15 protein-coding genes are annotated in these 14,739 nt (G+C 46.0%); 14 read left to right on the plus strand and 1 reads right to left on the minus strand.

All coding sequences use genetic code 11. The annotated features are described in order from the left end of the window. Positions 1 to 97: 97 nt before the first annotated feature. From F3H20_RS01220 to pyrR, 11 genes are all read left to right on the plus strand, one after another. Positions 98 to 883, plus strand: coding sequence for a class I SAM-dependent methyltransferase (locus tag F3H20_RS01220; RefSeq protein WP_149733162.1), 786 nt, complete (start codon positions 98 to 100; stop codon positions 881 to 883). Between the two features lie 18 nt (positions 884 to 901). Then, complete coding sequence (gene miaA, locus F3H20_RS01225; protein ID WP_149733163.1) at positions 902 to 1,834, plus strand: tRNA (adenosine(37)-N6)-dimethylallyltransferase MiaA; 933 nt, start codon at positions 902 to 904, stop codon at positions 1,832 to 1,834. A 66-nt stretch (positions 1,835 to 1,900) separates the two neighbouring features. After that, complete coding sequence (gene hfq, locus F3H20_RS01230; protein ID WP_091743507.1) at positions 1,901 to 2,152, plus strand: RNA chaperone Hfq; 252 nt, start codon at positions 1,901 to 1,903, stop codon at positions 2,150 to 2,152. A 230-nt stretch (positions 2,153 to 2,382) separates the two neighbouring features. Beyond that, positions 2,383 to 3,270: a fascin domain-containing protein gene (locus F3H20_RS01235; protein ID WP_149733164.1), complete on the plus strand. Its 888-nt coding sequence runs from the start codon at positions 2,383 to 2,385 to the stop codon at positions 3,268 to 3,270. Between the two features lie 473 nt (positions 3,271 to 3,743). Beyond that, the gene (locus F3H20_RS01240) at positions 3,744 to 4,712 is read left to right on the plus strand and encodes an AAA family ATPase (protein ID WP_149733165.1); all 969 of its coding nucleotides are present in this window, start codon (positions 3,744 to 3,746) and stop codon (positions 4,710 to 4,712) included. A gap of 3 nt (positions 4,713 to 4,715) precedes the next feature. Beyond that, positions 4,716 to 5,315 (plus strand): GTPase domain-containing protein, encoded by a 600-nt coding sequence (locus F3H20_RS01245; protein ID WP_149733166.1) that lies wholly within the window; start codon positions 4,716 to 4,718, stop codon positions 5,313 to 5,315. Continuing rightward, on the plus strand, positions 5,296 to 5,883 hold the full coding sequence (locus F3H20_RS01250; RefSeq protein WP_149733167.1) for a UbiA prenyltransferase family protein: 588 nt from the start codon (positions 5,296 to 5,298) through the stop codon (positions 5,881 to 5,883). The genes F3H20_RS01245 and F3H20_RS01250 overlap by 20 nt, the downstream gene beginning before the upstream one ends. Continuing rightward, positions 5,883 to 6,077, plus strand: coding sequence for a hypothetical protein (locus F3H20_RS01255; protein ID WP_149733168.1), 195 nt, complete (start codon positions 5,883 to 5,885; stop codon positions 6,075 to 6,077). The genes F3H20_RS01250 and F3H20_RS01255 overlap by 1 nt, the downstream gene beginning before the upstream one ends. Before the next feature lie 111 nt (positions 6,078 to 6,188). Then, positions 6,189 to 6,641, plus strand: a complete 453-nt coding sequence (gene lspA, locus F3H20_RS01260) for a signal peptidase II (RefSeq protein WP_149733169.1) — start codon at positions 6,189 to 6,191, stop codon at positions 6,639 to 6,641. 7 nt (positions 6,642 to 6,648) lie between these two features. Further along, complete coding sequence (locus F3H20_RS01265; protein ID WP_149733287.1) at positions 6,649 to 7,560, plus strand: RluA family pseudouridine synthase; 912 nt, start codon at positions 6,649 to 6,651, stop codon at positions 7,558 to 7,560. 5 nt (positions 7,561 to 7,565) lie between these two features. Then, on the plus strand, positions 7,566 to 8,117 hold the full coding sequence (pyrR, locus tag F3H20_RS01270) for a bifunctional pyr operon transcriptional regulator/uracil phosphoribosyltransferase PyrR (protein WP_149733170.1): 552 nt from the start codon (positions 7,566 to 7,568) through the stop codon (positions 8,115 to 8,117). A gap of 43 nt (positions 8,118 to 8,160) precedes the next feature. Here the strand turns inward: pyrR and F3H20_RS01275 are convergent, their stop codons facing one another. Next, the gene (locus tag F3H20_RS01275; protein ID WP_149733171.1) at positions 8,161 to 9,924 is read right to left on the minus strand and encodes an Rqc2 family fibronectin-binding protein; all 1,764 of its coding nucleotides are present in this window, start codon (positions 9,922 to 9,924) and stop codon (positions 8,161 to 8,163) included. A gap of 182 nt (positions 9,925 to 10,106) precedes the next feature. Here F3H20_RS01275 and F3H20_RS01280 point away from each other — a divergent pair, with 182 nt between their 5' ends. The 3 genes from F3H20_RS01280 to F3H20_RS01290 all read left to right on the plus strand — a co-directional run bounded on the left by F3H20_RS01280 (position 10,107) and on the right by F3H20_RS01290 (position 14,630). Then, positions 10,107 to 12,857 (plus strand): calcium-transporting P-type ATPase, PMR1-type, encoded by a 2,751-nt coding sequence (locus F3H20_RS01280; RefSeq protein ID WP_149733172.1) that lies wholly within the window; start codon positions 10,107 to 10,109, stop codon positions 12,855 to 12,857. Between the two features lie 56 nt (positions 12,858 to 12,913). Further along, entirely contained in the window at positions 12,914 to 13,753 is an 840-nt protein-coding gene (dapF, locus tag F3H20_RS01285; protein WP_149733173.1) for a diaminopimelate epimerase, read from the plus strand. A 283-nt stretch (positions 13,754 to 14,036) separates the two neighbouring features. Continuing rightward, positions 14,037 to 14,630 carry a hypothetical protein gene (locus F3H20_RS01290; protein WP_149733174.1) on the plus strand — a complete coding sequence of 198 codons (594 nt, stop codon included), beginning with the start codon at positions 14,037 to 14,039 and terminating at the stop codon, positions 14,628 to 14,630. The last annotated feature ends 109 nt before the right edge of the window (positions 14,631 to 14,739 follow it).

The raw sequence follows: 14,739 nt of genomic DNA on the forward strand, positions 1-14,739 counted from the left end.
GCAACTGCGCGTTCTGGCGAATTTTCTTCCACCTAGCAAGAAAAAGATCGTTAGGCCGAAAGGTTCATGAATTCAGCGGTTCTCTAAAGAGGAAGGTATGCAGTTGATTGTTACAACAGGGATTTATCCAACCGAAGCCACCGTTCAACAGGCCGAGTCTATGGCAAAAACATTGCAGGTCCCCTATGTCCGGCGGGGTAAACAATCACTGGACTTTTTAAAAGCCAGTCATAAAGCTGAGCTTCTCGTAGTGGTAAAAAAGCAGGGCCCTGTGGTGATCACACCGGGGGGAGAGTACTTTTTTCATTTGAGCATGGCAGAATTACGTATAAATAATTTGAAAAATGGAAAACCTGACCATATGGTGGAGGCCATGGGGCTCTCTGCCGGGATGTCCGTATTAGATTGCACAATGGGTTTGGCTACCGACGCTATTGTTGCCAGTTTTGTTGCCGGCGCGGCAGGGCAGATCGCTGGAATAGAGCATGCTCTGTTGATCGCGCAAATTACCGAATACGGTCTGCGTCATTTCTCAGCCAAGGATGAGGCAGTTACCCAGGCATTACGGCGCATACAGGTTGTTTGGGCAGACTATTATGAGTATCTTTGCCATGTGCCGGATAAAAGCTTTGATATTGTGTATTTCGATCCGATGTTTCGTCATCCTATCCATAGCAGCTCCAACCTTAAACCGCTTCGTTATCTGGCCGATGACCGTCCCTTGCTGCCGGAAGCAGTCCAGGAGGCTTGCCGTATTGCCAGGCAGCGTGTCGTTATCAAAGAAACCCGCAACAGTGCCGAATTTGATAAGTTTTCCTTGTCAGGCCTGTATGGCGGAAAATACAGCAGCGTACATTATGGCGTAATTCAGGTTAACGGATAAGGTGGATGGGAGAAGGATATGGAACGTGTAATTGCAGTTATTGGTCCGACAGCCGTCGGCAAAACAAGAGTCAGCATTGATCTGGCTAAATTGCTGGAGACAGAAGTGATTTCCGGTGATTCCATGCTTGTGTATAAAAGGATGAATATAGGTACTGCCAAGCCGACGCTACAAGAGCGGGCAGGAATTGTACATCACCTGATCGACTATATTGAGCCGGTCGAAACTTTTAGTGTAACCGATTTTCAACAAATAGCAGCACAATATATTACCGGGATTAACCGGCGGGGAAAGATTCCCATTCTGGCCGGTGGCACAGGACTCTACGTCAGAGCCCTGCTGGAAAACTATCAGTTTAATGAGACTCCCGGCGATTCGGAGTTTCGTCAACACTTAGAAAAGATGGCAGAGCAGTACGGTAACGACCATCTGCATGCCATGCTGGCCAGGAGCGATTCACAGGCGGCTTTGCGGCTTCATCCAAACGATCGCCGGCGCATTATACGGGCTTTGGAGGTACGGGAGCTGGGCGGCGAAAGCATATCACAAACAAAGGAGAAGCCTGAACTGGTTTATGAGTCGGTTGTTATTGGCTTAACCATGGAGCGGGCTAAGCTGTATCAGAATATAAATCTCCGTGTTGACCAAATGATGGCCGCCGGCTTGGAAAAAGAAGTGGCAGAGTTGCTCTGTTCGGGTGTATCACCTGACTGCCAGTCCATGAAGGGGATTGGTTATAAAGAGATGGTTGCCTACCTGCAGGGTAGGATGGATTTACCTTCTACGGTAAATCAAATTAAACAGGCTACCAGAAATTTTGCCAAACGCCAACTTACCTGGTATCGCAGAATGCCTTATATTCAATGGTTTTCAGTTGATGAGTACGACAGTTATGAGAAAATGATGGAAACAATTTACAAATGCATTGCAGGAAAGTTTTGTCTTAAGTAGAATAAAAATTAGAATATGGCGATGAATGTTGTTTTTGGCAAATCATAAATACGGAGGGGTTAATTCATGACAACAAAAGTAATCAATTTGCAGGATAGTTTTTTAAATCAAGTGCGTAAAGAAAATGTTCCGGTTGTAATTTACCTGGTTAACGGATTTCAACTGAGGGGATCAGTTAGAGGCTTTGATAATTTTACGGTCATCATTGAAAATGATGGAAAACAGCAATTAGTATATAAGCATGCGATATCAACTATTACCCCTTTTCGTCCACTATCTGCCAGCTACCATGATAAAAAAGAAGAAAGTAAAATATAAACAGATGCTCCGGTTTTTCCGGAGCATCTGTTACGTTATCGGCTTTATCGTGGAATTTATGCCTACTTGTTGATAGCACTAAATAATTTATCACTGTCATAATTTTGTCTTATTTGCACGATACACTTAGTTTAGGATTTATTTACCATTTAGGCTTAAAGTGAAGGGAGATGAAAGGAAAGCCGGTTGATGTGGTCCCGTTAGATCTTGAATTTTAAGGAGGAATCAGTTTGAAAAAAATATTCATCTTACTCTTAACATTATTTGCATCCTTGTTTTGGTCAGTAACGGCAAGTGCTGCCAGTTGGGGTTTTTATTATAATAGCGGTGACGTTTGGCGCCAGACTCATCATGACGATGCAGTGTCGGAAGAAAGGTTGCCATTTAAATGGTATGAACGGCGGGAAGTCTGGAACGGACACAATCAAATGAAAATTATCTATGATGTAAGATGGGGTGAAAAATTTCCTGGAACTCATGCCTATCGCTGGCATGATGATGCCGGTTTTTATCATCACGGGCAACAAGTGAAAGATGCCGTATTCTTTTATGATGATAATGACAGACTGGTTAGCGTCGGTTATTGGGCTAATGGGGTATTTATCCATTTCCGGGCTGATCATGCTTGTTATGAAAGTGCCGATCCATTCTTTGCAGAAGTGCGGCAGGGTATTGTTGCTGCGCCTGGCTGGCATGATACATACGATGGGGAGCGTTGGAACCATCATATGATCGCGTTAAAATCGATGGCCAATGGAAAATTCGTGACGGCTGAAAACGATGGAAGGTCAGCGTTGATTGCAAACCGGGACTGGGCGCGTGAATGGGAAACTTTTGAGATTGTGCATTTGGGCAATCATCAAATCGCTCTGCGTTCCGTGACTAATGGGAAATTTGTAAGCGCAGCTAATGACGGTAATTCCCCCTTGATTGCAAACCGCAGCAAGATCGGCGAGTGGGAGACTTTCAAGATTGTTTATTTGGGCAATCGCCAAATCGCCCTTAAATCTATGGCAAATGGACAATTTGTATCGGCAGACCATGATGGCACTTCTTCCTTGATTGCCAATCGTGAGCGAGTGCGTAAATGGGAAACTTTTGAAGTGATTGATAATTAAATTTAATATAATCTTGTTTTTGAATAAGGATGCATAGTGTAAGTTTTTAGAAAAACTCTCCCCCACGAACTTTCGCGGCGGGGGAGTTTCCTAATTAAGGGATGCAGCGTTCACCAAAGTACAGGTGGGAGGTTACAATAATCTAAGAACTACAGATTTATTTCGCGCTGCATGTCCTGACGGAGCTTTTTCCGCCTGACTGCGTCAGCATAACTTTAAGATTGCCCGACTTTCCTGCGGTTGTGATTATTTTCAAAACGACGAAGAAATCTCTCGCCAGGCCGACAGCTTCATTTAATCAGCAGTCTCCTATAATATCTTCAAGGGAAATAACACCTCGGTAAACAACTGCTCTTGCTAGTTAAGTAAAGTTTTTTAAGACTAGATGCTCCGGTTTTTCCGGAGCATCTGTTACATTTTAGGGGGTAGCTGCGTATACTGTATATCACCGATAGACGGCGAGGTGAACAGTAATGAAGTACATATATCCCCAGGAGGTCATTACAGCAATCGCCGCAGGCGATATATCGGCACTGGACGGTTTCCGGCAAATGCGGGATATGGATCAGCGGATGGATGCAGCTATGCGAAAACCTGTAAGCAGTAAACAAAAAGCTGAAGATAGCAGCAAAAAGATGGAAGAGATTTTGCGGGAATTGGATGCTCTCATTGGTCTGACCGAAGTGAAAAAACTGGTTAGAGAAATATACGCTTTTCTGGAAATTCAAAAACGCCGGGAAAAGGAGCATTTAATTACCGAACCTTTGGTTTTGCACATGATTTTTAAAGGTAATCCCGGAACCGGCAAGACTACGGTGGCCCGTATTCTGGGAAAAGTTTTCTGTGAAATGGGTGTTTTAAGCCGTGGCCATTTGCTGGAAGTCGAGCGTGCCGATTTGGTCGGCGAATATATTGGACATACGGCGCAAAAAACCCGGGAGCAATTGAAAAAGGCCTATGGAGGAATTTTATTCATTGACGAGGCCTATTCACTGGCGCGGGGCGGGGAAAAGGATTTTGGCAAAGAATCAATTGACGTGCTGGTAAAGGCCATGGAGGATCATAAAAATGAATTGATTCTGATATTAGCCGGCTATCGGGATGAAATGGACGGCTTTCTCCAAGCCAATCCGGGGCTACATTCCCGTTTTCCCATTCATATTAATTTCCTGGATTATACGCAGGAAGAATTACTGGCTATTTCGGAACAGATGTGCAACAAACGTCAGTACCGGTTTACGAAGGAAGCAAAGCTGGCTTTATTAAGATTGCTGATCCGTCCTTCCAGTGAGAATGTAGAGCATTTTGGCAATGCCAGGACGGTTCGCAATATTATAGAAAGAGCAATCCGCCGGCAGGCGGTCAGGTTGATGGCCAAACAGGTCACAACCAGGGAGGATTTAGTTACGCTGGAAGCGGAAGACCTTCTGGAGGTGAAATAGAGCGTGCGGGAACTGGTGATTGTCGGCAGGCCTAATTCCGGTAAAACCATGTTTGCCTTAAATTTTGCCGATTATTTGGGAAGCCGGACGGTGGATATAACGGCAAAGAGCTTTGACGGACTTATGACCTGCCGGCATTTTTCAATCGAAGAGGCCAAACGGGAACTATGCGCGATGACCTTGCATAAAACCCGTCTCGTGCAGTCTTTCGTCCTTAAAATTCCAATTGGCAAGACAACGGCCAATTTTATGCTAACCGACACTTGTGGCATTAGTGAAAGTATTCACCCCGATGAAACTATCCGGCGGGGAATGGCCCAAACCCTAAAAATATTGCGATCAGCAGAAGGTATTTTACATATCGTTGATTTAACGGCTATCAGAGAGCATAATGCCGGGACTGAAATTGACCGGGAGATATATAGCTATGGCATGACGCGGCGCAATTATGTCCTGTTGGCAAATAAGATTGATTTGCCTGTGGCAAGAGACTCCGTCAAAAGAATGCCAATGCTGTTTCCCGATACGCCGATATTAACTATATCGGCACTTTATCTGCATGGTTTTAGAGAGGTGAAAAACTATGTTAGACATACTATCTGACTGGGTTAAAATGTTTCTGGCCGTTTTATTTTGTGCCGGCTCCATAAAGCTTGCCGATGACTATCTGGATTGCGAGGTGGATGAAAAAAGGCGGTATAAAAACTGGGCTGTCAGGCTGGGGCGGGGGACAATGTTTTATGCCTTGATCAGTATGCTAATTGCCTCGGCGCTGCATAACGCCGTGAGTATCGGCTTATTCATGGGAAGCTATATGGTCGGCATGTTCCAGGACTTACACAATTCATTCCCCAGCCGCCTGACAGGCGCTCAGGAGTCAGTCGTAGCCTTTATACTTGGCGGTGTACTGGCCGGGTGGACGATGATGATTTTTTCACTTGTTTTTGTGTTCGCCGTGCAATTAATCGATGATTGTATTGATCTGAGGGCAGATGAACTGACCGGATATCGTAATCTGGCCTACCGGTTTGGTGTATTGGAAAGCATCTTAGCCGCTGCCTGTTGTCTGACCCTTGCCTGGATATTGGATCAAGCTGTATTCGAGCCTGTATTTTGTGGTGTAGCCTTATTTTATATAATAAATTATTATTACCAGGAGGTATGCGCTTAGTGATAGTATTGCTGGTACTTCTGTCGTTTTTGGCAGGATATTTGCTTGGCAAGCACCGGGGTGAACAAACTGGCTATGCCCGTGGTATGGCTGAGACGCGTTTGCTGTTGCGCCAGCAAACGTTGGAAACCGGCATCTGCAGCTTGTGCCGGCAGGATCGTATTGCAAAAGAATCTGATAGTACGGAAGGATAAAAGTCAATAAATAGCTCCATAATTCTTTACGTTTTAGAAAAAGTTAGGTATGATGTAACTATCTCTAAATAAACAGGCGCCATTGCTGAATAAGAATAGGAGCGAACCCTTGTGCCAATATTACTGTTATCAATACTTGTAATTATTGTGGATCAATTGACTAAGTACTATATTCAAACCCATTTAGAGCCAGGCATGTCCATACCGGTTATTCCAAAGATTTTTCATATTACTTATGTTTTAAATCCGGGAGCGGCTTTTGGCATATTGGAGCACAAAACAGTTTTTTTTGTTTTGATAGCTACTCTCATGGTTGGGGCAGTCCTATATTTTTATCCTCGCATTCCCCGGGAGGATATTTTATTGCGGGCAGGAATTTGTCTCATGACCGGCGGTGCGGTGGGTAATGTGATTGACCGGCTTAAGACCAGTTATGTGGTTGATTTTTTTGATTTTAGAATCTGGCCGGTTTTTAATGTGGCAGATATCGCGATTGTGACCGGTGTGATTGTAATTATTATTGATATCATCTTTTTTAAAAAAGGACTGAACGAGAGTGAATGAAGAAGTAATGGCAGTAGTGGATGAAACTGTAATTCCTAATGAACGGCTGGATGTGTTTTTGACAAACCGGTTGCAAGATACAACCCGGAGCTTTGTCCAGAAGCTGATCCGTGACAAGCAGGTTACGGTGAATGCGAAAGAGGCAAAAGCAAATTACCGGGTGCAACCAGGCGATATTGTTAAAGTCGTACTGCCAGAGCCCAAAATAGTCGATGTGCTGGCCGAGGATATCCCTCTTGATATACTCTATGAGGATGAAGATATCATTGTTGTCAATAAAGCGCGGGGCATGGTGGTACACCCGGCTGCCGGCAATTATAAGGGAACGCTGGTCAATGCTTTATTGGAGCATTGTACCAATTTATCCGGTATAAACGGGGAGATTCGACCGGGCATTGTGCACCGTCTGGATAAGGATACATCAGGGGTGATGGTAGCGGCCAAAAATGACCGGGCTCATGTCAGTCTGGCTCAGCAAATAAAGAATCGGACTGCCGGGCGGATATACTGGGCGATTGTTCAGGGCAATATCAAGGAGGATACCGGAACCATTCATGCGCCGATTGGCCGCCATCCCACTGACCGGAAAAAAATGGCCGTTACGTTTACTAACAGTAAGGAGGCCATTACCAACTTTACAGTGATTACACGTTTTGGTGAGTATACCTTAGTAGAATGCAAGCTTTTAACCGGGCGAACCCATCAAATCAGAGTGCACATGGCCTATATCGGTCATCCGGTGGTCGGTGACCCCAAGTACGGATCACCTAAATCACGATTTTCGATTGAAGGACAGGCCCTGCATGCTAAAAAATTAAGACTGGAACATCCGGTTACCGGGCAGGAAATGGTCTTTGAAGCACCGGTGCCTGAAGATATGCAAAGCATACTAAACAGTTTACAAAACAGAAAAGGGTGAAAGGCATGGCTAATAGAGTTGAGAAAACCGTATTGATGGATGCGCAGGGCTTGCAACGGGCTATTACACGGGTTGCCCATGAGATTATTGAGAAGAATAAAGGGGTCCAGGATATTATCCTGGTGGGAATACGGACACGCGGCGTACCGTTGGCAGAGCGCCTGGCGGCGACTATTGAAAAGATAGAGGGCGTAAAGGTTCCGGTCGGTATTCTAGATATTACCTTATACCGCGATGATTTATCCACGCTTAGTTATCAGCCGATTGTGCATCAGACACAAATCCCCGGCGATATTAACGGCAAGAAAATCATCCTGGTTGATGATGTATTATATACTGGCAGAACGGCCCGGGCAGCGCTGGACGCGGTAATGGATATTGGCCGGGCCAAGGTTATCCAGCTTGCCGTTTTGGTTGACCGTGGCCATCGTGAGCTGCCGATTAGAGCGGATTATGTCGGTAAGAATGTTCCCACAGCCAGCCGGGAGATTGTTAGTGTGAAATTATCGCAGGTTGACGGAAATGATCAGGTTGTTATCGAAGAAATAACGGAATAAAAATAAGTCGCCTTTCTAGTAGGGCGACTTATTTTTATTTCCGTTATTTTTCATTTTCTTTAAGCTTTTGTTGAACGGTCTGTTCGTCCGGGGGTGTCACATACAAGGTCTTTTGATGATCGTAAATGACAAATCCCGGTTTGGCACCGGTCGGTTTTTTTACATGGCGCCGCTTGGCAAAATCGACCGGAACATTGGAGGACTGCCGGGCTTTGCTAAAATAAGCTGCTAATTGCGCCGCTTCCCGAATGGTTTGTTCCAGTGGCGGCACTGTATCGGTCCGGAGAATGACATGAGACCCCGGAATATCTTTGGCATGGAACCATAAATCATCCGGTCGGGCCTGTTTACAGGTAAGCGCATCATTTTGATGGTTGTTCTTGCCGATCCAGATGATCGCTCCATTGCTTGACGCTACCTGTAAGGGCGCGGTTGGGGCCGTAGGAGAACGACGCTTCGCCGTTGGCTTAACATAGCCTGCCTGGGTAAGTTCCTGTTTGATCTCGGCTAATTCTGCCTGTAGGGAAGTATCGGCCAATGCCACCTGAATGCTTTCCAGATAGGCTATTTCCTGGCGGCAATGGGAAAGCTGCTCGGCAAGCAAATTCTGAGCCCGCTTAAGCTTGTTATATTTTCCGTAGTATGCCTGGGCGTTTTCCAAAATCGACATAGATGGGTCGAGCGGGATTATAGTGGTGTCCCCTTCGGTGAGGCTGTATATATTAGGCAGAACAATCTGTTCGCAGCGGGACGGCAGGGAATGATACAGATGGGCCATTAAAATGTCGGCGTACAGGCGGAGCTGGTCGCAGTCATTGGCATCGGCCAGTTCCTCGGTCAGCACAGCAAGCTTACGTTTTTGTTTACTGATTTCACCGGCCAGCAGTTTTTCCACCATGATTTTTTCCGGCGGCTTTTGGGTTCCTTTTTGATCGCTGGAGAATTCGAGCATTTGGCTCATAGTGGAAAAGGTTTGTCTTTGGCCTGTCGCAATGTGCTCCAGTTCAAAGGCAGCCATAGCGACGATACGGTTAGTCGCGTCTATAACCAGCGACGGCTGCAGATCGTCTTCCTGTAGTAGTTTTCTAATGCTGTAAATTGCCTCGGATATGGCGTCAAGATCGGATTTGTCCAAAGCATCCACCATAATATCGGCCGGAAGTCCGCTGCGCCAGACGATTTCCCGAGCTGTTACCGGACCTATGCCACTGGTGATTTTTACAATGGTCTTGGCCAGGGAAAGACCGTTTTCCAGAGAAAGCTGTGCTATGAAATCGGGAATACTGCCGTGTAATAAATCATGTCCTAAAGGACCTGGGGGATATTCATACTGCCTGCCGGGAAGTACCTGCCGGTAAGAGCTTACATTTGCCCCAATACGGCGGATGGAATCAACAATCAGGTTATTTTGCGTAAAAATAATATTGCTGTGTTTACCCATCAGTTCAACGATCAGACGCTTGGTTACCAACTCGCCCCGTTCATTTCTAACATCGATGTCAATAAACACCGTACGGTCCAGGCCATGTTGGGAGAAGACTGCAATGCGTCCGTCTTCCAGATGTTTGCGTAAGAGCATGCAAAACGCGGGCGGCGCCGCAGGATTTTCCGGCAGAGCGGCACTTATGTACATGCAGGGATTTTCCGGCTTAATACTAATCAATAAACGTATTGTTTCGTTTAGCTGCCGTACAAGCAAGGTCAGGGTATGTTTATCCGGTTGATAAATCCGATCAATCCGGCCGCCTGTTAAGGTTTGGTTAAGTTCTGTAATTAATAAGGATAAGGAAAAACCGTCAAGACTCATAAAAAATGCCTCCGAATGATTTGTCCCTAGTATATCATGCAGGCTTTATACGGTCAAACAAGTGTTCAGCCCTGCCGACGGCCTGGTTATTGCCGGAGGGATAGGCGGTATTTGGTCTAATTACCTGTTTTTTCGAATAACATGGGTATATGACCAATACTTAGCGAGGTGAACGGGCTGATATGGAACAGTGGCATAGGCGTACTGTAGACGAGATCATCGGATTTTGGCAAACTGAAGTTAACGAAGGTTTATCTTCTAAAGAAGTTAAAGAAAAATTGCAACGGTTTGGTTTTAATGAAATGGCAGCCCAGGAGAAAATAGCATGGTGGAAAAAACTTGTAGCCCAGTTTCAGGATTTTATGGTGCTGGTATTGCTGGCAGCTACATTAATTTCAGCCTTTTTAGGGGAATTTGCCGATGCGGCCACTATCTTAATTATTGTAATCATTAATGCCATTTTAGGTTTTGTACAGGAATATAGGGCCGAAAAATCCTTGCAAGCCTTACAGAAATTATCCGCACCAACCGCCAGAGTCCTTCGTAACGGAAATTTGCAGCAAATCCCGGCCAGGGAGCTTGTGCCTGGTGATATTCTGATTATAGAGACAGGCGACAAACTGGCTGCCGATTGCCGCTTGATAGAAACGAAAGGGCTGGAGATGGAAGAGGCTGCCTTAACCGGGGAATCGCTGCCTGTAAGTAAGACAGCAAGCTTGCTTTGCAATGAAACCAGTGCTTTGGGTGACCGGAAAAACATGGTGTACGCCGGTACAAGCGTCACCAGGGGGCGAGGGACCGCCATTGTTTGTGATACCGGCATGCGGACAGAAGTCGGACGCATCGCCGACATGCTCCAGGCGGCAGAACAGGAACCTACACCGCTGGAAATCAGGCTGGCCAAACTGGGGCACTTACTGGTCTGGGGTTGTCTGGCTGTCTGCCTGGTTGTAGTGCTTACTGGTATCTGGAAAGGGGAACCGCTTTTTTTAATGTGTATGGCGGGAATTAGTTTAGCGGTTGCCGCTATTCCGGAAGGCTTGCCGGCAATTGTGACAGTTTCCCTTGCTTTGGGTGTTCAGCGCATGATTCGCCGCAATGCAATTATCCGTAAACTGCCGGCGGTGGAGACGCTGGGTTGCACGACAGTAATCTGTTCGGATAAAACAGGCACGTTGACGCAAAATACCATGACGGTACGGCAGGTTTTCGCCGGGAGTCAGGCGTTTGAAGTGACCGGAAACGGGTATGATATTAAAGGGGAATTTTTTCTTAATCAAGCCAAAGTAAACCTCCAACGGGAAAAAGCGCTGCAGGTATGCTTAACCGTTGGTGCTTTGTGCAATAACAGTGTTCTTAAACGCAATAATGTGGGCATCAGCGGCTTATGGCGCAGGGCTCAGGCCGATAGCTGGTCGATTGAAGGTGATCCCACCGAAGGAGCTTTAGTAGTGGTGGCGGGAAAAGCCGGTATATGGCGGGAAACGGTGGAAAAAACGCAACCCCGTTTGGGAGAAGTACCGTTTACATCGGAGCGTAGATGCATGTCGGTAGTGTATGGCCAGAAGGGCTTATATACTTTATATACCAAAGGCGCTGCCGATACTGTTCTGGAGGTGTGTAAATATTATAATAAGGGCAATGTGGAAGTTGTACTTACGCCTGAAATGAAGGAACAAATCATGGCTGCTCATGACAGCATGGCCTCACAGGCTTTGCGTGTGTTGGCCCTGGCTTACCGCAAGCTGGGACCGCAGCAGGTCAATAAGGATGCTCTGGATGAAAGCGTGGAACGGGACATGGTCTTTGCCGGATTAATCGGCATGATCGATCCGCCGCGCAGCGAAGTGAAGCAGGCTATTCTGTCTTGCCGGCAGGCGGGGATCAAGACGGTTATGATTACCGGTGATCATAGGGATACGGCCATCGCCATTGCGAGTGAATTGCAGATCTACCAGGAAAATAACAGTTATGCTCTTGCCGGTCATGAACTGGAAAAGCTGGATGACAAAGAACTGGATAAAATTGTCGACCAAGTTGCCGTATATGCCCGGGTATCTCCCGCTCATAAGCTGAGAATTGTAAAAGCGCTGAAACGCCGCGGCCATGTTGTGGCTATGACCGGTGACGGAATTAATGATGCCCCGGCTATAAAAGAGGCTAATATCGGGGTGGCCATGGGGAAAGCCGGGACTGATGTTACTAAAGAAGCTTCTGCCATGGTCCTGGCCGATGACAATTTTACGACCATTGTTGCAGCTATAGAGGAAGGCCGGGGAATTTACGAAAATATCCGGAAGTTTATCCGTTACCTATTGTCCTGTAATCTGGGAGAGGTCTTGACCATGTTTATTGCCTCACTGCTTGGCTTCCCGTTGCCTCTGCTGCCGGTACAAATTCTTTGGGTCAATTTGGTAACTGACGGTTTTCCGGCTATGGCACTGGGGATTGATCCGAACCAACACGATATTATGCAGCGACCGCCGCGAAATCCGGAAGAAAGTGTGTTTTCCCGGGGGCTCAGCCGTAAAATTATTATGCGTGGTATCCAGATTTCCTGCAGTACTGTAGGGATTTTCGCTCTTGTCTATCTTTTGCAGGACAATTTGCAGTTGGCAAGAACGATGGCATTTGTTACACTGGTATTATCACAGATGTTTCATGTTTTCGATTGCCGTTCGGAGATATTCACAGCATTTGAGGTCGGTTTAACTAAAAATAAGTATCTGGTGTTGGCGGTGACCGGTTCTGTTTTAATGCAGATCGGAGTAGTATATCATCCCTTTTTTCAAGGTATATTCCAGACCGTTCCCATGTCACTCTTTGACTGGCTGTTGGTGGTAGCCATCTCTGGCTGGACATTCATCACCAGCGGTGTGCGATATGCTTTTCGAAAAAAACGGTATATGTTTTCGCAGCCCAAACGTGCTTAGGCAATCACTGAAGCTTGTCAAAACAGTTGCATAGATGCGCAAGGAGGCGTTGTAATATGAGTTTTCAATTTACAAAATGGCAAGGTCTGGGAAATGATTTTGTCCTTGTTGACTGCTTTAAGGAGACTATAACTGATTGCAATCAACTAGCGGTTGCCGTTTGTGACCGGCATTTTGGCATAGGTGCCGATGGGTTGGTTACAATTTCTTCTTCGGCGGTCGCTGATTTTCATATGCGAATTTTTAATTCCGATGGCAGCGAAGCGGAAATGTGCGGTAACGTAACTCGCTGCGTGGCCCGCTATGTATATGAGAACGGTCTGACAGCTAAAACAAAGATCAGTTTGGAAACCGGTGCTGGTATTATCCGCCCGGAGTTGATTTTTGAAAGCGGCAGGGTTGTCAACGTCCGGGTTGATATGGGAGAGCCGAAACTGACCCGTGGTGTTATTCCGGTGACAGGACAGGCGAAAGATACTGCTATACATATTCCGGTGGAAGCAAATGGAGTTCTTTATTATGGTACTTGTGTTTCTATGGGAAATCCGCACTGCGTTATTTTCACCGATGATGCGGCCGGTATTGATTTGCCGTTAGTTGGTCCGGGACTTGAGAAGCATGAACTGTTTCCCAAAAAGATTAATGTGGAATTTGTGCAGGTGCTCAATGCGGAAAATATCCGGATGAGGGTGTGGGAGCGCGGCGCAGGGATAACCCTGGCTTGCGGTACCGGCGCCTGCGCGGCTGTAGCGGCAAGCGTGTTAAACCAAAAGACCAAGCGGCAGGTTACTGTTCATTTGGATGGCGGCAAACTGTTTGTTGAATGGGGCGACAACAATCATATATTTATGACGGGACCGGCTATCGAAGTGTTTCGTGGAGAATACCGTCGTTAAATACGTGTCTATCAACTAACGGAATGATCCATGGCGAGTGATTTTTCGGGCCAGACGAATTATGCCCTATGGGGCACGGAAAATTTTGCAGGAATAGCGTCCCTGTTTCAAAAAATTTAATGAAGTTTGGCCCCAAAAGCACCGTCTGGGAGCGTTTAGGATAGTTGGAAGACACGCACTAATGCATTGTCGTCTGCAAACAGGCGACTTTTTTCATACGCTTACAGGAATTTTTTAGAGTAAAGTATAATAATATACGCCATAAGACTAAGGGAGGTGCTTCATGAGGATTGTTAGTTTGGCGCTGATATTTTGTCTGCTCGTCGGTAGTCAAGCCCTGGCAATATCCCCAATCAATCTTGAAGTAATAAAAGAAGCCCAGCTTTATGGAACCGCTAATGTAAAAAAGGATTATACCTCTTTTCTAGCTCCCTGGATGGCCTTCGAAGAACGTGCCCCCAAGTTGGATGAGTTTGCCGAGCGAGCGTATCTCTACACTCCTTTTCTGTTGATTGCCATTGATGCCCGCAGTAAAGCACAGCAAGGCAAACCGGTGGAAACGGCAGACAGCAGTAAAACCCTGGAGAACTACGCAGGTTATGTTATTTTTAGTGCAACCTTGTACGGTGGTAATGACGCATTGATGAAAAATGCTGCAGTGACGGTAAGACAGGATAAGCATACAGTCAAAGCGGCCCAATCGACGGTAGAGGTATCCAAAACCAATTGGCCTGACAACAAGCCGCAGTATATGGCCCAATGTTATTTTTATTTTCAGGAAAAGGATATCCAAACCGATAAACCGGCGTTGCTGCATATACTCACCGCCGATAAACAGGAGCATACCTTTTATTTTAATATGGATCGTATAAAATGAAATAGGGAATGAATATGAAAACCTGTATAAAAAGGAATTTCTCAATGTAAGAAGAAGTAATTTAAAATAAAATGAGATTATTTCTGAATTGTAACGTCAATAATAACAT

The sequence above is a fragment of the Propionispora hippei DSM 15287 genome, from assembly GCF_900141835.1.
Taxonomy (GTDB): Bacteria; Bacillota; Negativicutes; order Propionisporales; family Propionisporaceae; genus Propionispora; species Propionispora hippei.